Annotated in this window: 15 protein-coding genes; 9 read left to right on the plus strand and 6 right to left on the minus strand. The window is 58.3% G+C overall.

Annotated elements, in window-relative coordinates:
- Nucleotides 1-120: 120 nt before the first annotated feature.
- The 5 genes from J7416_RS12740 (at nt 121) to J7416_RS12760 (ending at nt 5106) form a co-directional block, all read left to right on the plus strand.
- Nucleotides 121-945, plus strand: a complete 825-nt coding sequence (locus J7416_RS12740) for an ABC transporter substrate-binding protein (protein WP_209225141.1) — start codon at nt 121-123, stop codon at nt 943-945.
- A complete protein-coding gene (locus tag J7416_RS12745; protein ID WP_209225142.1) occupies nt 946-1806 on the plus strand; it encodes an amino acid ABC transporter permease in 861 nt (286 codons plus the stop codon).
- The gene (locus J7416_RS12750) at nt 1803-2534 is read left to right on the plus strand and encodes an amino acid ABC transporter ATP-binding protein (protein WP_209225143.1); all 732 of its coding nucleotides are present in this window, start codon (nt 1803-1805) and stop codon (nt 2532-2534) included. Before J7416_RS12745 ends, J7416_RS12750 begins: the two co-directional genes overlap by 4 nt.
- Before the next feature lie 170 nt (nt 2535-2704).
- Nucleotides 2705-4090: a cytochrome ubiquinol oxidase subunit I gene (locus J7416_RS12755; RefSeq protein ID WP_209225144.1), complete on the plus strand. Its 1386-nt coding sequence runs from the start codon at nt 2705-2707 to the stop codon at nt 4088-4090.
- A gap of 5 nt (nt 4091-4095) precedes the next feature.
- Nucleotides 4096-5106, plus strand: coding sequence for a cytochrome d ubiquinol oxidase subunit II (locus J7416_RS12760; RefSeq protein ID WP_209225797.1), 1011 nt, complete (start codon nt 4096-4098; stop codon nt 5104-5106).
- Between the two features lie 132 nt (nt 5107-5238).
- On the opposite strand, the gene J7416_RS12765 is transcribed toward J7416_RS12760, so the two are convergent.
- Both J7416_RS12765 and J7416_RS12770 read right to left on the minus strand, forming a co-directional pair.
- Complete coding sequence (locus J7416_RS12765) at nt 5239-7647, minus strand: DUF2309 domain-containing protein (RefSeq protein ID WP_209225145.1); 2409 nt, start codon at nt 7645-7647, stop codon at nt 5239-5241.
- 13 nt (nt 7648-7660) lie between these two features.
- Nucleotides 7661-9211, minus strand: a complete 1551-nt coding sequence (locus J7416_RS12770; protein ID WP_209225146.1) for a proton-conducting transporter membrane subunit — start codon at nt 9209-9211, stop codon at nt 7661-7663.
- Between the two features lie 110 nt (nt 9212-9321).
- On the opposite strand from J7416_RS12770, the gene J7416_RS12775 reads away from it, so the two are divergent.
- Together J7416_RS12775 and J7416_RS12780 are read left to right on the plus strand one after the other, a co-directional pair.
- Nucleotides 9322-10212: a LysR family transcriptional regulator gene (locus tag J7416_RS12775; RefSeq protein ID WP_209225147.1), complete on the plus strand. Its 891-nt coding sequence runs from the start codon at nt 9322-9324 to the stop codon at nt 10210-10212.
- Nucleotides 10213-10266: 54 nt separating this feature from the next.
- Nucleotides 10267-11793, plus strand: a complete 1527-nt coding sequence (locus J7416_RS12780) for a cryptochrome/photolyase family protein (RefSeq protein ID WP_209225148.1) — start codon at nt 10267-10269, stop codon at nt 11791-11793.
- Here the strand turns inward: J7416_RS12780 and J7416_RS12785 are convergent.
- From J7416_RS12785 to J7416_RS12800, 4 genes are all read right to left on the minus strand, one after another.
- Entirely contained in the window at nt 11790-12989 is a 1200-nt protein-coding gene (locus J7416_RS12785; RefSeq protein WP_209225149.1) for an FAD-binding domain-containing protein, read from the minus strand. The genes J7416_RS12780 and J7416_RS12785 overlap by 4 nt on opposite strands.
- The gene (locus tag J7416_RS12790) at nt 12986-13117 is read right to left on the minus strand and encodes a DUF2256 domain-containing protein (RefSeq protein WP_209225150.1); all 132 of its coding nucleotides are present in this window, start codon (nt 13115-13117) and stop codon (nt 12986-12988) included. The genes J7416_RS12785 and J7416_RS12790 overlap by 4 nt, the downstream gene beginning before the upstream one ends.
- 9 nt (nt 13118-13126) lie before the next feature.
- The gene (locus J7416_RS12795; RefSeq protein ID WP_209225151.1) at nt 13127-14626 is read right to left on the minus strand and encodes a deoxyribodipyrimidine photo-lyase; all 1500 of its coding nucleotides are present in this window, start codon (nt 14624-14626) and stop codon (nt 13127-13129) included.
- Between the two features lie 99 nt (nt 14627-14725).
- On the minus strand, nt 14726-15103 hold the full coding sequence (locus J7416_RS12800) for a PAS domain-containing protein (protein WP_209225152.1): 378 nt from the start codon (nt 15101-15103) through the stop codon (nt 14726-14728).
- Nucleotides 15104-15261: 158 nt separating this feature from the next.
- Here J7416_RS12800 and J7416_RS12805 point away from each other — a divergent pair, with 158 nt between their 5' ends.
- Nucleotides 15262-15498 (plus strand): hypothetical protein, encoded by a 237-nt coding sequence (locus tag J7416_RS12805; protein ID WP_209225153.1) that lies wholly within the window; start codon nt 15262-15264, stop codon nt 15496-15498.
- A 414-nt stretch (nt 15499-15912) separates the two neighbouring features.
- A complete protein-coding gene (locus tag J7416_RS12810) occupies nt 15913-25713 on the plus strand; it encodes a non-ribosomal peptide synthetase/type I polyketide synthase (protein ID WP_209225154.1) in 9801 nt (3266 codons plus the stop codon).
- Nucleotides 25714-25730: the final 17 nt, after the last annotated feature.

Below are 25730 nucleotides of genomic sequence, written 5' to 3' on the forward strand. Positions count from 1 at the left end.
GTTAGGGGGCAAACGTCGCAATCTGAGTTTTCCTGACTTGTTCACTCATCCAGGTTGGCCTAGACAATTCTTCTTGCTCATAAGAACCTGTGGGCGATTGAAAAACAGGGAGACGATTGGATGAAACTGATTGCTGGCACGGCTCTGGCCTTGATGTTGTCGACAACTTCGGTGCTTGCGGCCGGTGATGGAACCTGCGCCAAGGGCAAGACCCTGAACGACGGCACTTTGACAATCGCCACGGGGAATCCGGCCTATTACCCATGGGTTATGAACGATGCACCAGAAAGCGGTGAAGGGTTCGAAGCCGCGGTTGCATACGCTATCGCTGAGAAAATGGGTTTCAGCCAGGACAACGTGTCCTGGGTGCGCACAAGCTTTGATGAGGCGATTCAGCCCGGCGCGAAGAACTTTGATTTCAACATGCAGCAATACTCGATCACTCCGGAACGTGAAGAGATGGTCGACTTCAGCTTGCCTTATTACACGTCTGCAATGGCTGTGCTGACCACACAGAATGTGGTTGACGGAGGCGCGCAGGCGACGCTGGACAGTCTCAAGGGGCTGAAATGGGGCGGAGTGGCCACGACGACTGCGATCCCGATGTTGAAAGACATCATCCAACCAACGGATGAGCCGCTTTTGTACAACGACAACGCCGATGTGAACGCGGCCATCATGGCCGGTCAGATCGATGCGGCGATTTACGATCTGCCCACGGCTCTCTATCTGTCGGCGGTGGTTGTTGAAGGGGGCACGCTGTTAGGCCAGTTCCCACCAGAGCAATCGGATAGCCCGGATCAGTTCGGCCTGTTGATGGAACAGGGCAACCCGTTGAAAGAATGCGTTGACGCCGCCATCACTGAGCTGACCGAAAGCGGTGAGTTGGCCGCGATTGAAGCGCAGTGGCTGTCCGAAGCAACCGGCGTTCCGGTTATCGAGTAAATGGACAAATCGTCGGTGCAAAACGGGCCCGTTGAACACGCGGCCTCGGCGCCTACGCGTCGTGAGCTGTACGAGGCCGGCGTTCGGCGACGTTCCAACCGCATCGCGCTGATCTCGACGGTCAGCGTGGTGTTGGCCCTGATCGTCCTCGTTCCGCTTGCCCCTGGGTGGGACGCCGTTCAGCGAGCGTTTTTCAACGGCAAGGTCTTTGTTGCGACCTTCCCTGGACTACTTGAGGCTTTTCTTCTGAACGTGATGATCTTTGCCTGGTCGGCTCCTTTGATCGCGATCGTGGGGCTGGCCATCGCACTGTGTCGCGACACCCGCGCACCGGCGTTGTTTCCGCTGCGGTTGTTTGGAATTGCCTATACTGACGTTTTCCGCGGCCTTCCCGTGGTTTTGGTCATCTATATCATCGGTTTTGGTATCCCCGGATTGGGACTGCCGCGGCCATGGAACAGCCCATACATCTGGGGCACTCTCGCGCTGGTTCTTGTGTATTCGGCCTATGTGGCCGAAGTGATCCGTTCGGGCATCGACTCGATCCACAAATCGCAAAGATCTGCCGCAGCTTCACTGGGGCTTAGTGACCGGGACACCATGCGTTATGTGGTTCTGCCGCAGGCCATTCGGAATGTCGTTCCGGCCAACATGAACCTGTTCATCGCCTTGCAAAAAGATGTGGCTCTTTTGTCCTTTATCGGCCCGGTCGAGGTGTTTCGTCAGGCCGGTGTCTACAAGTCTCTTTACGCCAATTTCACCCCATATGTGGGGGCGGCTTTGATTTTCCTGATCCTGACCATTCCGGCGACACGATATGCGGATTACCTCATGAACAAACAGAACAAGGCGCGCACATGACGGCAAAGCTTTCGCTGCGCGGCGTGCGCAAGCGGTTCGATGATCACGAGGTTTGCAAGGGCATCGACCTTGATGTGGCCGAGGGCGAGATGGTGTGCCTGATCGGGGCATCCGGTTCGGGTAAGTCCACGCTTTTGCGCTGCATGAACCTGCTTGAGCCGATCGATGACGGGACAATCTGGCTGGACGGTAAGGACATCTCTGAACCCGGTCTGGACCCGCAGCCGGTGCGTCAGCAGATTGGCATCGTGTTCCAAAGCTACAATCTGTTTCCCCACATGACGGCGGTCGAGAATGTCATGCTTGCCCCCCGCCGGGTACGAGGTCTGAGCAGAGACGATCTGAGGCCGAGGGTCACGGAATTGTTCACACGCTTTGGCCTTGGCGAGCGGATGGAGCACTACCCCGATCAGCTGTCAGGCGGCCAGCAGCAGCGGGTGGCAATTATCCGAGCGCTGGCGATGGAGCCTCAGATCATGCTGTTCGACGAAATCACCAGCGCGCTGGATCCCGAATTGGTAGGCGAGGTGCTGGATGTGCTGCGCGACCTGCGTCAACAGGGCATGACCATGGTCCTGGCAACGCACGAGATGGGCTTTGCCCGAGAGCTGGCGGACAAGGTTTGCTTCCTGGATGCTGGCCGTATTCTGGAACAAGGCCCGCCCGAGGTTCTTTTTGCAGAACCCCGCGAGGCGCGCACCAAGGCCTTCCTGTCTCGTGTGCTCTGACCGCCTGGTACGGCGGGGGCTCGATTTCGATAAAGCCCTGACGTAGCGGGAAGTCGCAGACCTAGGATCAGGATGGGATACTCTGCCGCAGGGCGCGCTGTCGCAGGGTATCTTCAACCGGTGATTTCCAAGTCTATCTGTCCTTCAAACACAAGGAATACAGGTGTGAGATGGACGCGTTTATGCTGTCTCGAATTCAATTCGGGGCGAATATTTCCTTTCATATTCTCTTCCCCACGATCACCATCGCGCTGGGGTGGGTGCTGCTGTTTTTCAAGCTGCGCTTCAACGCGACAAAAGACCATAAGTGGATGGGCGCCTATCGCTTTTGGGTCAAGGTCTTTGCCCTGTCCTTTGCCATGGGCGTTGTGTCGGGGATTACCATGTCCTTCCAGTTCGGCACCAACTGGCCCGGATTCATGGAGGCCGTGGGCAACATTGCCGGACCGCTGCTGGCCTACGAGATTTTGACTGCGTTTTTCCTTGAGGCGGTGTTCCTGGGTATCATGCTGTTCGGGTTTTCCAGGGTACCCAACTGGTTGCACACGACGGCAACCTTTTTGGTCGCTTTCGGGACCACGATGTCTGCGTTTTGGATTCTGGTACTTAACAGCTGGATGCACACGCCCGCAGGGTTCGAAATGCGGGATGGAGTGGCCTTTGCCACTGATTGGTGGGCAATCATTTTCAACCCGTCTATGCCATATCGCCTGACGCATATGCTGCTGGCCAGCGGCCTGACGGTGGCCTTCCTGATCCTTGGTTTCTCGGCCTTCCGCTGGCTGATTGGGGATCGTCGCCCGGATGTGCGGGCGACCTTCAGAACGGCGGCCTGGATGGGTGCTTTGCTGATCCCGGCGCAGATTTACATGGGCGATCTGCACGGCCTGAACACGCTGGAGCATCAGCCCCAGAAAGTGGCCGCGATGGAAGGCAACTGGGATACCAAATCCAATGTTCCGCTGCTTCTTTTTGCCATTCCGGACGAAGAGGCCCGAGAAAACCTGTACGAGGTCAGCGTGCCCAACCTCGCGTCGATCATTCTGACTCACAAGGCCGATGGGGTTGTGCAGGGTCTGAATGACTTTGTGGCCGAGGATGGCACCGCTCTGCACCCGCCGGTCCTACCCGTCTTTTGGTCGTTCCGTATCATGGTTGGCACAGGTGTCGCCATGTTGCTGCTGAGTTGGTCCGCGTTGTGGTTCATGCGGCGCGGTCGGGGGCCGGGTGGCGTGCCAAAGGTGATGAAAATCATCCTTGTGCCTATGGCTTTTTCGGGTTGGGTGGCGACGCTGGCCGGTTGGTACACGACAGAGATCGGACGCCAGCCCTGGCTTGTGCAGGGTGTGTTAACCACCGAGCAAGCGGTTGCTGATGTACCAGCGCCGATGGTGGCAACCAGTCTGACGGCCTATCTGCTGGTCTACGTCTTTCTGCTGACGGCTTACATCGGAGTGCTGTTCTATCTGGCGCGAAAGGCAGCCGATACGGACAATTCTGACGACCGTAAACCAACGCCCGCGCCGAAAGGCGCAAAGGCAATTCCGGCGGAGTAGACATGATGGAATTATTTGGAAACCCTGCTCATTGGCTGCCGCTGACCTTTGCGATGCTGATGGGGTTGTCGATCCTGGTTTATGTTGTTCTGGATGGGTTCGATCTGGGCGTCGGCGTTCTGTTTCCCTTCGCGGATGATGCTGAGAAAGACCGGATGGTTGCTTCCATCGGGCCGTTTTGGGATGCGAATGAAACCTGGCTGGTCTTGGCTATCGGAATTCTACTGGTGGCTTTTCCAACGGCCCATGGGGTGATCCTGACCGCGCTGTATCTGCCGGTTGCGATCATGCTGATCGGCCTGATCCTGCGCGGTGTGGCGTTCGAATTCCGCGTCAAGGCGCCAGCGCACCACAAACACCTGTGGGACAAAGCCTTTTTTGCCGGATCGCTGATGACGGCGCTGGCGCAGGGTTTCATGCTGGGCAAGTACATCATGGGGTTAGACGGTGGGTTTGGAACATGGATCTTTGCCATGATTACGGCTGTGTTTCTGGCCGTTGGTTATTCTTTCATTGGTGCCTGCTGGATCATCCTGAAGACAGACAGCGTATTGCAGACAAAGGCCGTAAACTGGGCAAAAGGAGGGATCTGGGGCCTGATCATTGGCTTGATCGCCGTGTCGCTGGCCACGCCATGGGTTAGTCCGCGGATCTTTGACAAGTGGTTCACATTCCCCGAGTTTTTCCTATTGCTGCCTTTGCCCTTGATGTCGAGTGTCCTGATAGCACTGCTCTGGTATGCTCTGCGCCATCTGCCCACGCGGAATGACAGTTGGGCCTGGTTTCCATTCGCGGCCTCGGTCGTATTGTTTATGCTGGCGTTCTTCGGAATGGCCTACAGTTTCTATCCGTACGTAGTCCCCGATCAACTGACGATCTACGAGGCGGCCAGTGCGCCTGAAAGTCTGTTTATCATTCTGATTGGCTCGGTTTTTGTCCTGCCGATGATCGCGGGATACACGGTTTTGTCCTATACAATCTTCCGGGGGAAGGCGACGGAACTACGCTACGACTGAACTGGGTTTTGCCGCCCGGAAAGGCTGCGATCCCGCCGGAGTCTTCGGCGGATGGATGAGCGTTTAAACGAATTGCGGGTGCCATGTCGGTCAAGCATGGCACCCGCCTTTGATGTGAAATCGGTGCAGAACTTATTCCGCAGCGATGGCCTGCGCGTCATCGGACTGGCCTTTGAACCGGGTCCATGTCAGATCACCGCTGTAACGCCAGGCCAGCTTGCCCTCATCGTCCATTGCGATCAGGTGCAGCCAGCCGTTGTCGAACAGCTCACGGACACCGGGGTGCCGGGACAGGGTGTCGGACATGGCCTCGCGTGGGGCTTCGATGATCACGGACAACCGCAGCGGATCGTGCTGGAACGCGCTGCCGTCGTGAACGGATTGCCAGGGCAGACCCGCGCGGGGCGCGCCATTGTTGCCCTCCAGCACACCGACGCCCCCGACCACGTTGTGCAACAGCTTGTTGCCGCCGCCGAACAGGTTCGGCGCAACGGTCGAGCCGTAGTACTGCAGGCTGATCCAGCTGGCGACAACGACCGGAGCGGTCATGATCAATTCGAGAACGCCGAATTCACTATCGCGCCGCCAGTCGTAGTTGTGCAGGAAAGTCTGCCCGGACAGGTCTGATCCATCCGTACGACCGCGCGGAGCGGCAACAAAGGCGCGGCAGCCAGCCAGACCCCATTCGGGACGTGTCTCGGCCCAGTCGCGTGCCCGGCGCAGCACGTTTGTCGCATCTGACGCGCGCGGTAAACGCTGCATCCGTTCGGCGCGCGCAAGGCTGCCCGCCGCGTCCAGATGTTTGCGCAACTGAGCAACGCCCGGGGTCGACATGCCCATTGGCAAGTCTTGGTCGTACAGCGTGACCTCATCCGTGGTCGTATGGTGAAGCGCAGGCAGGAATATCGTATCCGACGGGATATCGATGCCTGCATCACGCAAGCCGTTCTGAACCTCACGATCATTCAACAGACCGGCCAGAAGGCGCGCGTTCACGTCGCCTGCATAGCCGCCGCACGCCCCGCATTGCAGCGCGCTTTCATGCGGGTTGTTGGTAACATGCGCTCCGTGGCCAGTCAGCATTACGATCTTGGCGAAATTGTCGGTCAACGACATCGCCGATAACACTGATTTCGCCATGTCCACGCGTGCCTCAAGGTCGATTGCCGGATCCATTTTGGGGGCGGGATCCGCCTTGCAGCTGTGGCTTAGACCCAACGAGTCCTTGACCAGTTTGCCCGCATAAAGCGGCCCGGTCGCCTCGACAAAGGCAAAGGACGACACAGCGGCAAGCTTGAATCGGCCCCATGCGCGTTTGGCCCGTGCTGTGTACCGACGATCCAGATCGGCCTTTTCGGGTTCGTCGGCGTGCGAGGTCACGCCGGCCTGCAACAGCACAGGCCCCCGCATTTCGGTTACGTCAGAACCCGCAGCTTTGTGCGCGCTGGCCAGACCGAAGAAACCGGCAAAGCCAATGGTTTCGATATTCGCATCCTGCGCTTCCAACGCCCGGCGGAACACTTCGGACCGGACGTCAATACAGAACGCCGCCTGTACATCCGCGCGCCCTTGCACCGTCCTTGGTTTGCCCTGACCCAGTTTTTCAGCCAGAACCCGCTGTTGTGCCCGTTCGCCTGCATCCTGAAGGATCGCATCGATCACAAAGTCCTTGGACGGGGTCACGGGTGCCCTGTGCGCCTCGACAACGTCGGCCCACCGCGCTGCGATCTGATCTTCGTACAGGTCGAACAAGGCCTCGTCGAAGACCATCCGCACGGCCAAAAGTTCCGTTACAGTACTGTCTTCTGCGCCGTTCAGTTCTGCCTGCCAAAGGTGGTAGCGCCCGTATTGCGCCCATCCGCCCAGCGTCATCAGCCAGCGGTGAAAGGCGGTAGAGGCCGCATCGGTGTCAACGGCCAACCGTTCCGAAGCGCGACCAATGGCGCGCCAGTGCGACCGGTTGGTCTCGGCGACGAAGGCGCAGAACCCTTTCAGGCCTTGAATCTCGGGTGTCAGATCGCGCGAGGCAAAGTCGCGCCAGGATTGGAACGCGCCGCCTGCTTTGGCTTGTTGCCACAACGCCTGACCCTGATCGAAATGACCAGCGGCCCAAACGCCGATCCGATCATCAATCAGACCGGGCCAGTCGATTCCGGATACATCTGCGGCTAGTTCTGCGACTGTCGGCAGGGCTTGAGGCTCTGACGTTTCGCTGTCCAGCGCGTTTTCTATGTCTTGCAATGTCGGCAAGGCGAAGGGTTCGTTCGATGCTGACAAGGCATCCATCAGGTCCGCTTCGATGATCTCGCCTGTGTTGATCCGGGCGGCCCAATGCGCGCGTGTCGGTGTGATCCGTTCGCCCCCGACGCGCGCCAGGCGGGCTGCAGTCACAGCAAGAGGTTCGCTGGTCTGGCCCAGAAACGGGTTCACAGCGACGCTTGCCGACAGTGGGAACAGCGGTGGAACAGCCTTGGCTGCGAGGTTGGCTTCGGTGACAAGTTCCAGCAGCGGAGCGGGGTAAGTTTCAAGTTTTGCAAACATCTGTGTTTTCCTCTCAGGCTGCGGACCGCTTGGACCAACCGTCCAGAAGCTTGTCGAAGATGGCATTGGCATAAAGGCCGTTTGTCAGGTGGACGCGCAGGCCTGCGGCGGCCGGATGCGAGGCCCAGAGCGGGAAGGTCGATTGGGCCACGGCAACACAGCCAAAGCTGATCAGCGCGAGGACGATCAAGGCCCATTCCAGCGGTCCGGGGCTTGGCGTTGCCGGAAGTGTGCCCGCGGTCAGATGCTGCGCGATCACTTGCAGTGCGAAATAGCTGACTGAGGTTACCAGCGCGTAGATCACTGTACGCTGCATCAACTCACGCGGGGCCGAGTCTGCAAAGCCTTGGGCCAGCAGGTAGGCCACGCCGAAAATCAGGATGACACCCAAGGCAATCGCCTGAACCGATTTACCGTCGAAGCCGACCAAGGTGCCGACGATCCCGTAAATCACAATCGAAGTGACAAAGGCCTGCAGAACGTTCCGGGCGCTTGGAACGGCGATTGGACCGGGCCGGCGGATCGCAGCGACGTTGCGCACAGCTTCACCGGCGCTGAGGAAGGCATGCGCCTTATACAGCGAGTGGGCCACGATGTGCAGCAGGGCAAGCGGGAACAAGGCCAAGCCACACTGCATGACCATGAAACCCATCTGCGCGATGGTTGACCAGGCCAGAGAGGTCTTCACCGCAGGTTGGGTCAGCATGACAAGACCCCCAAACAGAGCGGTAAATCCACCCAGCATCACCAGCAGCGCCATAACACCCGGAGCCAGCAGCATCACATCTGCGAACCGGATCAACAGGAACCCGCCCGCATTGATTACACCCGCATGCAGCAGGGCCGATACTGGGGTAGGGGCCTCCATCACTTCTGTCAGCCAGCCGTGCAGTGGGAACTGTGCCGATGCAAGAACGGCCGAGATGGCGATCAGCAGGGCCGCACCCATTGTCAGCCATGTTGGTTCGGCCGTATTCAGGATCGTTTTGATGTCGGTTGTACCCGTGGATGCGATCAACAGGACGATGGCTGCGGCCAGGGAACCTTCGCTCATCCGGGCGACAAGAGCTTTCTTACGCGCTGCACGCCGGGCTGTCGCGCGTTCGGGATAGAATAGAAGCAGTCTGTTCAGTGACAGGCTGGTCAGAGTCCACGCCAGGAACAGCTGAGCAAGGTTGCCGGACATCACCAGCAGCAAGACCGCCGCGAGGGTCGCGGACATCCAACCGGTAAAAGCGCTCTGGCGGTCTTCTCCGTCCATGTAGGTTTTTGAATAGCGCAGGACGACCCAGCCAATAAAGCTGACCAGAACCAGCATGATCGCGCTGACAGCATCCAGTCGCACGGACAGGCCCACTCCGAACACCCCGACCAGCGCCGACGTGCCCGATCCGTTAACGACAACCAATGCAGCCGCCAGAGCTGAGACTGCAAAAGCCGCAAACGCAGCTGCCTCGGTGATTGCGGGGATGTTGCCGGGGTATTTTCCGAGGTTCCGCGTCGCCAGATACGCCGCAGCGATCAGGATCAGCGGGCCCAGAAGCGGTAGAAAGAGATAAGCCATATTCAGGTTCCTTGCGTGTCTTGGGCCAAAGCCTTTGGACGCAGATAGGGCAGAAGGCCTGCCAATAAAAATTCATTGTTTGTGGCTTATAGTTCTACTAAATAGAATGAATGCCGCTCAACTATCATCATCTGAGGTATTTCTGGGCCGTCGCGCATGACGGAAACCTGACGCGCACTGCGCAGCGGTTGAATCTGTCCCAGTCCGCGCTGTCGGTTCAGATCAAACAGCTGGAGGAACGGTTGGGTCACCCGCTGTTCGAACGACGCGGCCGTCAGTTGCACCTGACCGAGGCAGGGCGCATTGCGCTGGACCATGCGGACGCGATTTTCTCGACAGGTCAAGAACTTGTGGCCACCCTGACCGGCACTATGCAAACCCGCAAAGCCCTGCGGGTCGGAGCCTTGGCAACGCTGTCGCGCAATTTTCAGATTGGGTTTCTAAGGCCGATTTTGTCCCGTCTGGATGTCGAAGTGATCCTGCGCTCTGGCAGTCCGACCGAGTTGTTGGAGGGCCTGGAGGCCCTGAACCTTGATCTGGTTCTGATGAACCGTCCGCCGCCGGATGACAGCCTGACGCCCTATGAGACGCACCATATTGGTGAGCAGGACGTCAGCATTGTCGGCACCCCAAAACGCCTGGAAACCGACCTGCCGATCCAAGAGTTGCTGGCCGAGCAGCCCTTCATCCTGCCGACGACAGACAGCAGTGTGCGCACAGCGTTTGATGCCATGGCAAGCCGCTATTCCGTACGTCCTCAAATCGCGGCCGAAGTGGACGATATGGCCATGATGCGCCTTTTGGCGCGCGAGGACATCGGGCTGGCGCTGGTGGCACCCATCGTTGTGACGGATGAGTTGAACTCTGGCCGGTTGAAAGAGGCCAAGGAACATCCGCGCATCAAGGAAAGTTTCTATGCCATCACTCTGCGTCGCCGGTTTCCAAACCCGCTGGTTCAGGAGATCATTGAACAGAACTCTGAGTCTGCATTTTTGTCGTGAAATCAATTCGGCGGACGGCTTGGATTTGGAGTAGCGGGACCTACCCTACATGGCATGACCTCTGACCCGAATAGACAACCCGCATTGATCGTTGTGCTGGGCGATCAGCTTTCAACAGACAGTGCCGCTCTGCGCGCCGGGTCTGCAGATCTCGACATGGTTCTGATGGCCGAAGTGATGGATGAGGCGCAGTATGTGCGCCATCACAAGAAAAAGATCGCGTTTGTTTTCTCGGCCATGCGCCATTTCGCGGCCCAGCTTGAAGCGGCCGGGTGGCAGGTCAGGTATGTGCGGCTGGACGATCCCGCCAACACGCACAGTCTGACTGGCGAAATCGAGCGCGCCAAACACGACCTAAACATCTCTCGTGCTGTTGTGACAGAACCCGGCGAGTACCGATTGGCGCAGGCGTTTTCGGGTTGCGAGGGTTTGCACGTGCTTCCCGATGACCGGTTTATCGCCAGCCATCATGAGTTTCGGCAATGGGCGGAAGGTCGAAAGCAGTTGCGGATGGAATATTTCTACCGCGAGATGCGCCGCAAAACCGGGCTTTTGATGTCCGGGGACACACCAGAAGGCGGGCGGTGGAACTTTGACGCTGAAAACCGAAAGCCCCCCAAATCCGATCTTTTCATGCCGCGACCTTTGGAGACCGAACCGGACGAAATCACCCAAGAGGTTCTGACCCTTGTCGAAGCGAAATTCGCGGATCACTTCGGGACCCTGACCCCATTCTGGTTCGCCGTGACGCGACAGGGCGCGTTGGCCGCGCTGGACCATTTTGTTGATGTCGCGCTGCCCCAGTTTGGTGATTATCAGGACGCGATGCTGAGCGATGAGCCATTTCTGTACCACTCGGTCCTGGCTCAGTACCTGAATGCGGGCCTGTTGTCGCCGCTTGAGATTTGTCGGCGCGTTGAACGAGCTTACTATGATGGTGACGCGCCGCTGAACGCGGTCGAGGGGTATATTCGCCAGATCATCGGCTGGCGCGAATTTGTGCGCGGTATCTATTGGCTGCGGATGCCGGGCTACATTCAGGAGAATTACCTTGGAGCAAAACGTCCGCTGCCTGCTTTCTATTGGACCGCAGATACGGACATGGCCTGCATGGCAGCAGCCATCACCCAGACACGCGACGAGGCTTATGCGCATCACATCCAACGGTTGATGGTCACCGGCAACTTTGCCTTGTTGGCCGGGATCGACCCGGTCGAGGTGCACGAGTGGTATCTGGCGGTCTACGCAGACGCTTACGAATGGGTCGAAGCGCCAAATGTGATCGGCATGAGCCAGTTTGCCGATGGCGGTTTGTTGGGGTCCAAGCCCTATGCAGCCAGTGGGAGCTACATCAACAAGATGTCCGATCATTGCGCGGCGTGTCGGTACGACGTGAAGCAAAAGACGGGCGAGGATGCCTGTCCGTTCAACCCGCTATATTGGGACTTTATGGTGCGTAACGCGGACCAGTTACGCGGCAATCCGCGTCTTGGGCATTCCTATCGGACCTGGGATCGGATGACCGAGGGCAAACAGCAGGACTATCTGGACAGTGCCCAAAAGGTGCTGGCGCGGCTTTAGCCCGTGAGACCAAGATCCCGCAACAGCCTTGGGATTTGTTTCTTCAATCCAAAGAAGCCGCGTGTTGCATGGGGCCAAACCAGATTGTCATAGGCCCGCCTGACGCGAATGAGCTCGATACCCTCGGACATCAAAACAGGCTCTGCGGCGTCCAAATGCGAGCGGACCAGCCCAATCGGCGCATATGGGGTTACAATCCTGCGGACACCGGTTCGTGCAGCCGCCTCGACCAGCGGCTGGCCCCAATTGTCGCTGGTGATTGGCTTTTGCCCCCAGTCATCCAAGGCAAATTCTAAGCCGCTGGCAGCGAAGTCAGTCGCCAGAAAGCCGCCGCTGGGCGACAGCAAACCTAACGCACCGTCCGGGGCATGCGGCATCAGTGCCGCGCCGCACAGGTCTTCGGCGGTGAGCAGCAGCAAGTATGGCCCCTCTGGTGGAGCGACTGATGCGGGGATAGACCTCAGCGGATGGTCCTGGGGCTCGGTTAATGGTTCGGCCACAGAGGCCAGCCCTGTGGGCTGAAATCGACCATTTGTGTATTTGGCGATGTTGTCTGGCCGGGCCAGATAGGTCTTGCCCTTGGTATGCAGCCCGGCGACCCAACGCCAACTGAGAGTGTTTGAGGCGGGATCTCCATCCAGCAGATGGTGTAAAAAGAATTCGGCACCCAATTGCCAAGGCAGGCGCAGAGTAAAGATCCAGATCGAGGCAAACCACATGCGCGTGTGATTGTGCAGATACCCGGTTTCCCGCAACTCATGGGTCCAAGCGTCAAAGCAATCAATCCCTGTTCGACCCGCTAGGGCATCCTGGTAATCTTGGCCAACGGAGTGGCGAGCATTGTCCAACCCACTCAGATAGGCGGTCCATACGCTGGGATGCTGTTCCAACCAGCCTTTAAAGTAGCCGCGCCAAAAGACCTCTTGCAGGAATTTCTCGCAGGCCGCGGGGCTGTGCCGCGCCAACGCCGCTGTCAGCACCTCTTGTTCCGTCACCAGACGGTGCCTGATCCAGGGCGATAAGGCCGAAATGTTGCCGCGGTTTCCCGGCCCAAAATCATAATTGCGTTTGGTCGCGTAAGCGCGCCCCGTTTGCGGCGCAAACTGGCTGAGGCGCGCGAGACCTGCCGCTCGGGTCGGAGCCCACTCCACGGGCTGCGGGACCGGTTCAAGGCCGGGCAGGGAAGGGGTATTCATAGCGCGCGCCTGCACCGGTCCGAGCAATAGCGAACCTCGTCCCAGACCTTTTCCCATTTTTTGCGCCAACTGAACGGGCGTCCACAAGCAGCGCAGATCTTGGTGGGTAACTCGGATTTCTTTCTCATACGCAGTTTTCAGCCCTCCAACGGTAGCGAGAGTTGCGCCGATTGCACGGTTTTGTTCGGTTTGCGTGACCGACGTTTGCGGCTGCCATGTTTCGACTGGATGTTCGCCGCTTCGGACCGGAACTCAGGACTGCGACGAACAGCCCAAATCTGCGCGCGCGCATGTTTTGCGGCCTCAAGATGGTCAAACACGCGCTCGGGATAGCGTTTGCCGATCACGTCGCTGGCATTGGGTGCAGCCCACGGCTCTTGCATGAAAGGATCGGCGATGTCCGCAAGCTCGGGTACCCAACGGCGTGTGAACGCACCAGTTGGGTCCTGATCCTTGCCTTGCTTTACGGGGTTATAGATACGCACCGCGTTGATCCCCGTGGTGCCCGACTGCATTTGGACCTGGCTCCAATGGATGCCGGGCTCGTAGTCGGTGAACAAACGCGCCAAAACCAGACCGGGCGCGCGCCAGTCCAGCCAAAGGTGATAGCTGGCCGTCGACATCACCATGGCGCGCATCCTGAAGTTCAGCCAGCCGGTGGCATGAAGCGATCGCATGCACGCATCCAGAAACGGATAGCCTGTCTGGCCGCTGGACCACGCCGTCAGCCGGATGCTATCCGGCTGTTCCGGGCGCAGCCCGTCATACATCCGGTGCATGTTTTCAAACTCGATCCGCGGGTCGTCCTCCAGCTTTTGGATGAAGTGGCAATGCCAGTGCAGCCGACCGGTGAAGGACCGGAGTGACTTGCGCCAGTTGCTTTGTCCCGCGCTCAGGTTTCGTCGTCGAAGCTCGGTTGCTTGAGAGACCTCTCTCATCGAAAGCGCCCCCCATGCCAGATAGGGCGATACGCGCGAGCACGCAGTTGCGCCCTCGAACGGAGAGGACATTGCCCGCTGATAATGCTCACCGCGTTGATTCAGAAAGGTTTCCAAAAAAGCTACCCCGGCGGAGCGCCCACCAGTCTGACGATCCGTGCACAGGTCGTTCTCTAGCCCCAGATCAGTGACAGTCGGCAGCCGCCCCAACCCCAAGTCCAAAGCATCAAGCGTGGGTTTAAGCGCGGCAGGTTGTGCCATGAACTTGTCCCAGCGCTGCGCCCAACCGTTACGCGTGGACATGCGCCGAATAACCCCGTGGTTTTGAAACTCGTGCCATGAGATGCCATTGGCTTGGCACCACGTCGCGACCCGCTGATCGCGCTGATAGGTCCAGCCATTTCCCGTCTCTTCATGGGACCAAAGAGCCGTGAGGTGTCCGGCCTGCCGCAGCTCGGCCAGGATTTCGACAGCTTCACCTAGACGGATCACCAAGGGCTGGCCAAGATAGGCCAGATCCTGACGCAGTTCAATCAGCGTTTCAGACACAAACTGCCAATGCCGGGCAGACATATCCGGTTGCTGCCAAAGCTCTGGCTCAACAATATACAAGGGCAGCACGGGTCCGCATTGCGCGGCATGCGCTAAGGCCGCGTTGTCCTGCGTGCGGAGATCTCTTTTGAACCAGACGACCTGCATAGGCTTCCAATTGGGAAGTTTCCGTTGTCAGGATGAACCTAGGTCTGACCGCGAATTCGGCCAGTCGTGGCTTTGCCAAACGTTTCTGATCGGCACTGATCAAAGTGGGTTTTGAGCACCCACGTAGTAAGACAGTTTGCCTTGTTCATCGAACAGAGGCCGAATGCGCAGGCGGTTCATGAATGGGTCCCCGGATTTTCGGTAGTTCAGGATGTCGATCGAAAAAACAGTCTTTGCGGCCAGCGCCGCGCGAATGGCCTGAATTGCCTGCGGATCAGTATCTGGCCCCTGTAAAAAACGGCAGTTTCGACCCAGAGACTCCTCGGGCGTGTATCCGGTGTGCGTTTCGAATTCTTCGCTGACATAAATCATCGGGTTGTCGGTGCGTGCGGGGTTGGTGATGACAACGCTCATCCTGCGTTCATCCTCTTGCAGCATCGCGACCAGTTCTGCCTCTGTCGGCACGGATATTGACATGGTGTCCTCTCACATGCGGCTCTGAAACAATGACCTAACAATAGTGCAGATCTTTGGGATTTCCGGTGCGCGGTGCTGCAAAGCCGCACGGAACGCTCGCCTAAGGTCGATCAAAGGCTATGTATACCGTGTGGGCGATGTCTAGTGCGGTGGCAAAAATGCTTGAGGACAAAAGAAAAGATCTGGTCGCGGAAAAGCAAAAAGAGCTGTTGGAACGGCTTGTCATAGAACTGAGCCGAACCCGTGGCGAGTTGTATTACCAGTCCACCAGTGAGGTCGCAGCGCAGCTGGAACGCCATATTCAAAGTGGGGCGAACCTTTTGGACGTGGAAAAGGACCTGATCGGTGAGCTCAGTCGGCGGGATATTGAGATAATCCTGAGTCTGGGCAGATAGGTTCGCGTCTGGCGTCGAGTCGATTTAGGGGCTCTGCCAACGGTTGTTGATGGGGTGGTGAAGTAAACCTGAAAGCAACAATTGTCCCTAATGCGGAAACAAATTATTTCAATTGGTGGCGCCGAATTCAGCGAGCACATTGTTTGGGCATCGTGAAAATCCCCTGTTTTTCAAAGGGGTGACCGTCCGTTTTTTGGCCAATTAACCGCAAGGCGCGGTCTTGGTGTGTTCTAACTCAGCCAAGAGTCGACAGGCACCCAAGCATCGCATACGGTTAACACAGTCTTTTATTGTTTTTGACGACGTATTTCGCCTGGGGGGGTGTGCAGCAAATATCGTAGAGCACTTGGTCTGGCTGCATTGAATTTACGCCATGTGCTGCAATCGCCCCTTTGGACGGTGTGAGGGGTTGTTATGTTAAGTGGTTCTGCCGTCCGTGCACTTGGTACATTAGATTTCGATCCCAAGCTGGACCTTTATCAGAGCTTTCTGCGCGTTTGTGAAATTGTGCCTGAGACGGTCGCCCTGATGGGCGATGGTCGGCAATACACCTACGCAGAAATGGTGCGTGCCGCAGACAGGATCGCCGCGCATCTGATCAATCGGGGTGTCGTACCCGGCGACAACGTGGTCATGATCACTGACCGAACGCCCGAAGCGATCCTGACCATGTGCGGCATCATGCGAGCGGGCGGCACCTATGTGCCTCTGGACCCGGCCTACGATTCCAAACAGTTGGGGTATGTAGTCGGGGATTCAAAACCTTCGGCTATCTTGTGGGAAGATCCATATGGGGACCTTGCGACCGATCTGGCGGGGACCACAATTCCACAGCTTAAAATATCGGACGTTTTGAAGAACGATGTCGCAACCCCGCAGGTATTTCCTGTGCGAACCGGGGAAGATGCCTGTTACATCATGTACACCTCGGGGTCGACAGGACAGCCAAAAGGCGTGGTTCTGCCCCACAAGGCCATATCGCGTCTGGGATACGACCAACCGACAGGTCAGATGAAGCCGGGGGACATCTCGTTGGCGAACTCGACCATAGCCTGCGATGTCTCGACCTGGGAAATCTGGGTGCCATTGCTGAACGGCGGGTCCGTGGCAGTCGTGACCGAGCCAAAGCCCGTGTTGGACGCTTTGGCCGAAACGATTGTCCGGTACGATGTCAATGTAGCCTATTTCTATACCGGTTTGTCGCATCTGATGATCGAACACCACCTTGGGGCGCTGAAAGGCTTACGTCAGTTCGGAGCCGGCGGCGATGTTCTGTCCCCATCCCATGTGCGTCGGTTGATGGAAGCATATCCCGATATAGAGGTCGTCAACGGGTACGGACCGACTGAGAACTCGGTTTTCACGACGATGCATCTGGTGACGGCCGACGATCTGAAAGGAGGGTCCATTCCGATCGGTCTGCCAACGGGTCATTGTGAGTGCTTTGTTGTCGACGAAAACTACAACGAACTTCCGATCGGAACGGTCGGGCAACTGGTTGCGGCAGGGCCGGGGGTCGCCTCGGAGTATCTCAACAAACCTGATCGCACGGCCGAGTCCTTTATCCCGGATCCGCGACAAGGTCATAGCGGTCAGGTTTACCTGACGGGCGATCTGGCTCGCTGTCGCGAGGACGGCGTTTACGAGTTTCTTGGGCGGGTCGACCGGCAAGTCAAGATCGGCGGCCGCCGGATCGAACTCGATGAAATCGAACATTATCTGCGCGAAATCCCAATGTTGGTCGACGCGGCGGTTGCGCTGGTTGTCGCCAAAACAGGGGAAAAACGGATCGCGGCCTTCCTGAAACCCGCGGGCGAAATGCCGACGGATCACCGAGTTTTTATCCGTGATGTTATGGCCGAACTGGGCAAGGTACTGCCGGAGGGATGCCTGCCGCGGGTGAACCGCGTTTTGGCCGATTTTCCCCTAACCGTGAACAGCAAGATTGACCGCAAGGCGCTGGTGCGCAGCGTTGAGGCACCTGAAAGCGACAGCACTCCCGATACTGTAGTGGTCTTCCGTTCGAAGCGAAAGAAACGAAGTGCCGCCGAGGTTTTTGGAGTTCTGTCCAAAGTCTATGATGAGCATCTGGGTTGTGGACCGCTAGACAAAACCGCAACCTTCTTCGAAGCAGGCGGCACATCGTTGCAACTTATCAGCGCGCATGCCGAGGTTATGAAACGGCTGGGACTGATCTTTGACATAAGCCTTGTGTTCGAAACACCGCGACTGGGACCATTGTCGCAAGCCATTGCCGAACTGGCAGTCGACGCACCGGTGGAAACCTCATTAGAAGTGCGCAGACCGGCGGCAGTTGAGGAAACTGCAACTCAGCCTGATCTGCCCGAAGGTGCAATCGCCATCGTTGGAATGGCGGCCAAGCTTCCGGGTGCGGACTCGTTGGAAACATTCTGGCAGCACATCCAGAACGGCGACAACTTGATCCGTCCATTCACGTCAGAAGAGCTTGAGGACGGGTTTTCCGAGGCGGACCGGTCCAAGGACAGCTATGTCCCCGTGCGCCCCGGCCTGCCGGATGCGGGCATGTTCGATGCCAAGTTCTTTGGCATGCACGCCCGTGAGGCCGCCGTGACCGACCCTCAGGCACGCGTCTTCATGGAGATTTGCTATAACGCGCTGGAAGACAGTGGGCATGATCCGTGGCGCATGCAGGGGACTGTCGGGGTCTATGCCGGGTGTTCGATGAACACATACCTGATCCACAATGTTCTGGGGGACCGCAAAACCTCGGATGCGTTTACTTCGAATTACCAAACCGGAAAATTCTCGGAAATGACGGGCAATCTTAGCGATTGTCTGGCCACCCGTGTGTCCTACAAACTGGACCTCAAAGGTCCGGCGATGACGGTTCTGACGGCCTGTTCCAGTTCGTTGACCGCGATATCTCAGGCAATAACGGCGCTGCGGTCAGGCCAATGCGACATGGCCCTTGCCGGAGGGGTGTCGATCACCTTCCCGCAGAACCGTGGGTACATCACGCAAGAGGGCGGGCTTGCCTCGGATGACGGCACGTGCCGCCCGTTTGATACGCAAGCCAGTGGTACGGTCTTTGGGCACGGCGCTGGTGTCGTGGCGTTGCGGCGGCTGAAGGATGCCATTGCGGACGGTGATCACATCCATGCGGTGATCCGCGGCTGCGGCATCAACAACGACGGGGCCGAAAAGATCTCGTACACCGCGCCCACGGTTGTGGGGCAGGCAGATGCCATTCGCCGTGCGCATGAGGACGCGAGGGTTTCCGCGGACACAGTTTCTTATGTGGAGTGCCACGGAACGGCGACTCCGCTGGGTGATCCGATTGAGATCAAGGGATTGCGGCAGGCCTTTGGGGATGTGTCGCCCGATGGCGGCTGTGCGCTTGGATCGGTCAAGGGCAATATCGGCCATCTGGATGCGGCCGCCGGGGTCGTTGGCGTGATAAAAACCGCGCTGATGCTGACCCACAGATCAATCCCACCCGTGGCCAACTTTGACAGCTTGAACCCACGAATTGAGTTGGATGGCTCGGGGTTCAGGGTTCCGAATACCGGTTCGAACTGGGTGTCCGACGGTCCGTTGCGGGCAGGTGTCAGCTCGTTCGGGGTTGGTGGGACCAATGTGCATCTGGTGATGGAAGAGGCACCGGATACGCCGTGTGACGCCCCTCTCAAATCGGTTCAGGCCATTGTTCTGTCCGCCAAGACGCCAGAAGCGTTGGCCGAGATGCAGGACCAATTGGCCGACGCGTTGGAGCAATCCAATGCGTCTGAACTGGCAGACGTGGCCTTTACGTTGCAGGACGGTCGGGCAGAGTTCGATTTTCGCCAGGCCGTTGCCGGAACGGACAAGGCCGAGGTTGCCAAAACCCTGCGCGCGGCTCCGGCTGTTCGTAAACCCGCCATGCAGGGTGATCCGGCGGTGGCGTTCATGTTCCCGGGGCAGGGGTCTCAGTATCCCGGAATGGGCAGTGGCCTTTATCGTTCAGAGCCAGAGTTTGCCCGCTGGATCGATCAGGGCGCGGAAATCCTGCGCCCCGTGCTTGGGTTGGACGTCAAGACCATGCTGTGCTTTGGCGACCCCAGCGACCAAGATCTGGCCCGAGCTTTGCGAGAAACGCGGTTGACGCAACCAGCGCTATTCCTGACCCAATATGCCTGCGCACGTCTTTGGATGACGCGCGGCGTGACCCCGGCGGCCATGATCGGGCATTCGGTGGGCGAGTTTACGGCGGCCGCCCTCGGCGGGGTCATGGATTTTGAAACCGGCCTGTCGATCATCTCAAAACGCGGGCAATTGATGCAGGATCAGCCTGAGGGCGCAATGCTGTCAGTGCGTGCGCCGATTGAAGTGCTTGAGGGCCATCTGGATGGCAGTGTTGACGTTGCTGCGCGCAATGCGCCGCGTCTGAATGTGCTGGCCGGTGACTTTGACGCCATTGCCGCGATGGAAGAACGGCTCAAGGCCGCTGACATTCCAGTCACGCGATTGCATACGTCCCATGCTTTCCATTCGCGCATGATGGACCCGGTTTGCAGCGCGCTAGAGGCTGAAATTGCGAAAACGCCCCTGAAGCCCACGGAAATTCCCTATGTCAGCTGTGTGACCGGGAACTGGGTGACTGAGGATGAGTGCACTAATCCTGCCTATTGGGCCAAACAGGCGCGCGCCGCGGTCAACTTTGGTGAAGCGGTTTCCAAACTTGTGACAGATGATCCCATCGCCTTGCTCGAGGTCGGTGCTGGTAACACGCTTTCGGCTTTCAGCACACAAACACTGCCCCGTGACGCATCGGTTGCGATTGTGCAATCTCTGCCGGACCACACGCGCGCCCAGACGGATGAGGTGGCGATGGCCACCGCAATGGGGCGATTGTGGAGCAGCGGCGTGGCCGTCGATTGGGCCAAACTGGGCCCTCGCGGCAACAGGCGCGTGCCACTGCCGACCTATCCGTTCCAACGCAAATTGCATTGGGTGGATGCACCTGAGCGCTCTGATGCGGGCGCGCAGTCCATCACGGATGCTGAACCTGCATTTGCCACAAACCCTGTTTCCAGTGCCAATGAGATAATACCAATGCCTGCACCTACACCCGCAGAACCGGTCGAACGCAAACCGCGTCTGACCACCGAGATTCTGGCTGTTCTGAGTGATGTCTCAGGCGAAGATCTGAGGCCCGACGATGCCGGGGCCACGTTCCTGGAGCTTGGATTTGATTCACTCTTTCTTGGTCAAGTCACCCAACGTCTGAACGCTGACTATGGGGTCGATCTGACGTTCCGCCAATTGCTGTCCAACTATCCAACGACCGCGGCTTTGGTCGCCTATCTGGATGAGGCCTTGCCGCCTGAACCGGTGGTTGCACCAGAACCCGCCCCTCAAGCCGCTTCGGCTGCGGCAATTCCTCAGACGCCACCAATTGCAGCGGCAAATGTCCCGACGTCGACTGATGGCTCGGTCGCCTCGGTTCTGCAGGCTCAGGTGGCAGCGATGCAGACGCTTTTTGAAAAACAGCTTCAGGTTCTGTCCGGTGCGCAGCCCGCAGTCTCGAATGCCCCAATGGTCGATCCCACGCCAGCGCCTCAAGCCCCGGCTAAAGAGTCGTCAGAGCCGAAGGTGAAAAACGGGTTCTCCATTGGCCGGGCAACCAATGCGTCCGGTGGGGATTTGACGGCGGAACAATTGGCGTTCGCAAAGGATCTGTCGGCCCGATACAGCGCACGGCATGCCAAATCCAAAGACTACGTCCAGACCTACCGGCACGTTATGGCAGACCCCCGCACCGCTGCCGGGTTCCGGGCTGAGTGGAAAGAACTGGTTTTCCCTGTTGTCTGTGATCGTTCAAAAGGTTCCCGCCTCTGGGATATTGATGGGAATGAGTTCATCGACCTGGTCAATGGATATGGGCAGACGGCCTTTGGGCATTCACCGGATTTCATCGTTGAGGCCGTCAGCAAGCAGATGGAACGCGGCTTTGCCATTGGACCGCAAAGTGATCTTGCTGGTCCGGTTGCCGAACGGTTCGCTCGGCTTGTAGGTCACGACAGGGCAACGTTCTGCAACACCGGGTCCGAGGCGGTGATGGCCGCCATGCGACTGGCCCGCGCGGTCACCGGTCGGGAACGGATTGTCGTGTTTGGGAACGACTATCACGGCCAGTTCGACGAAGTGCTGGTTAAAGGCAAAACTCGGGGTGGCGATAATCCGGCGGCCTTGCCGATTGCGCCGGGCATTCCGCGATCAAGCCTGTCCAACATGGTCGTGCTGCCCTATGGCGCGGACGAAAGCGCTGCGTGGATTAGGGAGAACATCGACTACATCGCTGCGGTCATCGTTGAGCCTGTGCAAAGCCGCCACCCGAACCTGCGACCACAGGATTTTGTGCGGGAACTGCGTGAGATCACCCGCGCGGGTGATGTCGCTTTGGTGTTCGACGAAGTTGTCACCGGTTTCCGTGTCGGCCCGCGCGGGATGCAGGGCGTTTGGGACATCGATGCCGACTTGGCGACTTATGGCAAGGTGATCGGTGGTGGCATGCCCATTGGCATGCTGGCCGGAACCAACCGGTTCATGGATGCGCTGGACGGTGGCATGTGGCACTACGGCGATGACTCGGTGCCCGAGGCGTCTCCGACCTTTTTTGCAGGAACCTTTGTGCGCCACCCACTGGTAGTGGCAGCGGTTGATGCAACATTGGCCCATATCGAAGAGCACGGAACCGACCTGTGGGAGGGCACCGCTGAGCGTACGGCCAAGGCCGTTGGCCAGATGAATGACATTCTTGAAGCCCGTGGTTTGCCGCGACTGCTAGAGAGCTACTCCAGCTGGTTCGTCCCGAACCTTATGGACTATGATCCTAACGCGGCGCTGTTCTTCCCGCTGATGCGAATGGCGGGTATCCACGTGCAGATTGGGTATCCCTGCATCTTCACCACCGCCCACTCGGATCAGGATTTTGCAGCCGTTGTGGCGGCGTTTGAAACCTGTATCGATACGCTCAGGTCCGTGGGGATTCTTATTGGTGAAGGCCAAGTGGCTCCGGCAGATCCAGAGCCGATCCCGGAGACGCCAACACATGCCATTCCATTGACCGAAGCGCAGCGCGAAGTGTGGATGACCAGCCAGCTCGGCGCGCGGGCCTCGTGCAGCTTTAACGAAAGCGTGTCCTTGCATCTCAAAGGCCCGCTGGATGTAGAGGCGCTTCAGCGTGCTTTGAACAAGGTGATCGAGCGGCACGATGGTTTGCGCATGGTCTTTGCCAAATCTGGCGAGACGTTTGATATCCTCGCGCCATACGAACTGCAGCTGGGATCTCATGACCTTACTGCGCAGGCTGACCCCGGCGATGCGCTGGACGCGCTATTGCAGCAGGATGCGGCGACAGAGATAGATTTGATTGCCGGACCGCCGCTGCGCGCCTTCCTAGCTCGCACAGCGCCGGACGTGCACGTGCTGGTGATCAATGCGCATCATATCGTCTGTGATGGCTGGTCCTACAACGTGCTGACCTCGGATCTGGCTGCGTTTTATGCACAAGAGGTTACAGGCGCGCCAGCCGATCTGCCACCCGCGCCGTCCTTTGCAGACTACGCGATGACTCAGGCGGAAAAAACGGTGCCAGCCGATACCCGGACGTATTGGCAGGCGCAATTTGCAGAACCCGTTGAGTTGCCCGAAATCCCGACCGACCGGCCCCGTCCAGCGATCAAAACCTTTGCTGGTTCCACCTGCACGGCATTTATCCCCGCTGAGGTTGCACAGGGCGCTCGCAGGGCGGGGGCCGCGCAGGGGTGCACATTGTTTTCGACGCTGTTTGCGTCGTTGCAAATCGTGTTCGCACGTCTGACGGGTTCGCATGATCTGGTTCTGGGTGTGCCGACTGGCGGGCAGGCATTGCTGGATGACAGTGATATGGTGGGACATTGCGTGAATTTTCTGCCCATCCGCACAGATCAAGACCCATCGGCATCAGCGGCCGAATTTCTGGCGCAGGTCAGTGATCGCGTTATGAACGCGTTTGACCATCAGGATTATACCTACGGAACGCTGGTGCGGGATTTGGACATTGAACGTACACTGAATCGTCTTCCGCTGACGGAGATTCAGTTCAATCTTGAACGGCTGGGCGAAGCGATTGAGATGGGCCCGCTGACGGCGACTGTGACGCCAAATCCCAAAACGGCCGTCAATTTCGACCTGTTCTTCAATGTGATCGAACGCAGCGACGGGCTTCGTGTGGACGTGGATTACAATACCGATGTCTATGATGAAGACACCGTTCAGCGCTGGATCGGCTATTTCGAAACCGTCCTGACCGAGCTTGCCGCGGATACGGCACGGCCTGTTTCAGCAATTCCAATTCAGCCCGCGGAAGAACGCGACTGGATGTTAGAGACAGTCAATCAGACAGAAGAAGAACTGCCGCGAACCCAGACGTTGCATGAGCTGATCTCTAGGACGATGAAAGCGCAACGTGATGCCATTGCGGTCGAGGATAACGTGGTGCGGCTTACATATGCCGAACTGGATATGATGAGTGATGCAATTGCCGCCGATATCCAGGCGCATGTACCCGGCTCGGGCGGGCGTGTCGCGGTGGCAATGGAACGCTCGGTTCGGTGTCTGGCGTCTTTGCTCGGTGTGCTCAAAAGTGGCAACGCCTACGTCCCCATTGATCCGGCGCAACCCGCATCGCGGCTGCGAATGATCCTTGAGACTGCCGACGTGTCGGCCATCCTGCACGACCGGGACCAACTGCCCGAGTTTGCGCAGGGCCTTGGTTTGACCGAGCTTCAGGTTGATCAGATCAAGATGGGCGGCATTCCGGCTCTGATCCGAGATCAGGATGACCCGAGCGCATATGTGATCTTTACTTCCGGATCGACCGGAACGCCCAAAGGGGTTGAGATCGGTCACCGCGCTGTCATCAATTTGCTGACGTCGATGGCGCATGAGCCGGGCTTTGAACAAGGGTCGGTGATGCTGTCCGTGACCACCACGATGTTCGATATTTCGGTGTTGGAGCTGTTCTTGCCGCTGTTGCAGGGCGGGCGGGTTGTCATTGCATCGCAAGAAGACGTACTGGGTGGTTTCCGGTTGGTTGAACGCCTCAAACGCGGGGATGTAACGCATATCCAGGCCACTCCCACACTGTGGTCCATGCTGCTGGAGGCGGGTCTGGAACCCGGCACGGGGCTGACCCTGCTTGCAGGAGGAGAGCCGCTACCATCGGATTTGGCTGAAAGACTTTTGGCGCATGGTGCTGAACTTTGGAATGTCTACGGGCCGACCGAAACGACAATCTGGTCAGCGATTGTGCAAGTTCACCCTGACGAGCCGATTACGATAGGCCACCCGATCGCCAACACCCAATTGCATGTCCTTGGACCAGACAATGCGCTTCTGCCGATCGGTGCCGTGGGTGAGCTAAACATCGGCGGCGCGGGGCTGGCCAAAGGGTATTTCCGCCGCGATGACCTGACCCAAGCTGCGTTCAGAGACGTGATGCTGAACGGACAGTCCCAACGACTGTACAAAACCGGCGATCTGGCGCGCCGTCTGGCCGATGGAACGATTCAGGTTCTGGGCCGCAATGACGGCCAGATCAAACTGCGCGGGTTCCGCATCGAACTGGGCGAAATCGAAACTGCCATGCGCGCTGTGCCCGGTGTTCAGGCCGCCGCCGCCGCGTTGCGCCCGTCGCCGCGCGGGGATACGCAACTGGTTGGCTATGTGGTGGCCGAACCGGGCAATAACCCCAAGCCTGAACAGTTGGCGACCGCCTTGGCGGACCGTTTGCCAAACTACATGGTGCCTGCGGCCTGGGTCTTCCTGCGCAGCCTGCCCAAGACCGGAAATGACAAGCTGGACCGCAAAGCACTGCCCGACCCGGATGTGAAAGCGACGGTAACGGCGCTGTACACGGAACCGGCCACGCCGACAGAGACGAAGATGGCCGAGATCTGGGAAGAGGCGTTGGGCATGGAAAGTGTCTCTACCTCGCAGACGCTTTTTGCCTTGGGGGCCGACTCGTTGACTGTGTTCCGAATAGCGGCCCGCATGATGGATGCGGATCTGAATATCGAGGCGCGGCATCTGCTGGAATACCCGTCGATCGCGCGTCTTGCTGCTTTTGTGGATAGCCGTGGCGAAGATGACAGCGGTCCGCGCAAGCCGTCGCTGAAATCCTATCGGCGTGGTGCACGAAGAGGACTTTGATCCGACATTGGGTTAGG

Source organism: Ruegeria sp. R14_0, from assembly GCF_017743975.1.
Classification (GTDB): Bacteria; Pseudomonadota; Alphaproteobacteria; order Rhodobacterales; family Rhodobacteraceae; genus Ruegeria.

What these genes read in the sequence shown, in the direction of transcription:
- J7416_RS12755 (WP_209225144.1), top strand. Translation starts at nt 2,705, where the DNA reads ATGGACGCGTTTATGCTGTCTCGAATTCAATTCGGGGCGAATATTTCC.
- J7416_RS12805 (WP_209225153.1), top strand. Translation starts at nt 15,262, where the DNA reads ATGCTTGAGGACAAAAGAAAAGATCTGGTCGCGGAAAAGCAAAAAGAG.
- J7416_RS12740 (WP_209225141.1), top strand. Translation starts at nt 121, where the DNA reads ATGAAACTGATTGCTGGCACGGCTCTGGCCTTGATGTTGTCGACAACT.
- J7416_RS12745 (WP_209225142.1), top strand. Translation starts at nt 946, where the DNA reads ATGGACAAATCGTCGGTGCAAAACGGGCCCGTTGAACACGCGGCCTCG.
- J7416_RS12770 (WP_209225146.1), bottom strand. Translation starts at nt 9,211, where the DNA reads ATGGCTTATCTCTTTCTACCGCTTCTGGGCCCGCTGATCCTGATCGCT.
- J7416_RS12800 (WP_209225152.1), bottom strand. Translation starts at nt 15,103, where the DNA reads ATGTCAATATCCGTGCCGACAGAGGCAGAACTGGTCGCGATGCTGCAA.
- J7416_RS12760 (WP_209225797.1), top strand. Translation starts at nt 4,096, where the DNA reads ATGGAATTATTTGGAAACCCTGCTCATTGGCTGCCGCTGACCTTTGCG.
- J7416_RS12780 (WP_209225148.1), top strand. Translation starts at nt 10,267, where the DNA reads ATGACCTCTGACCCGAATAGACAACCCGCATTGATCGTTGTGCTGGGC.
- J7416_RS12765 (WP_209225145.1), bottom strand. Translation starts at nt 7,647, where the DNA reads ATGTTTGCAAAACTTGAAACTTACCCCGCTCCGCTGCTGGAACTTGTC.
- J7416_RS12795 (WP_209225151.1), bottom strand. Translation starts at nt 14,626, where the DNA reads ATGCAGGTCGTCTGGTTCAAAAGAGATCTCCGCACGCAGGACAACGCG.
- J7416_RS12790 (WP_209225150.1), bottom strand. Translation starts at nt 13,117, where the DNA reads ATGAGAAAGAAATCCGAGTTACCCACCAAGATCTGCGCTGCTTGTGGA.
- J7416_RS12750 (WP_209225143.1), top strand. Translation starts at nt 1,803, where the DNA reads ATGACGGCAAAGCTTTCGCTGCGCGGCGTGCGCAAGCGGTTCGATGAT.
- J7416_RS12810 (WP_209225154.1), top strand. Translation starts at nt 15,913, where the DNA reads ATGTTAAGTGGTTCTGCCGTCCGTGCACTTGGTACATTAGATTTCGAT.
- J7416_RS12775 (WP_209225147.1), top strand. Translation starts at nt 9,322, where the DNA reads ATGCCGCTCAACTATCATCATCTGAGGTATTTCTGGGCCGTCGCGCAT.
- J7416_RS12785 (WP_209225149.1), bottom strand. Translation starts at nt 12,989, where the DNA reads ATGAATACCCCTTCCCTGCCCGGCCTTGAACCGGTCCCGCAGCCCGTG.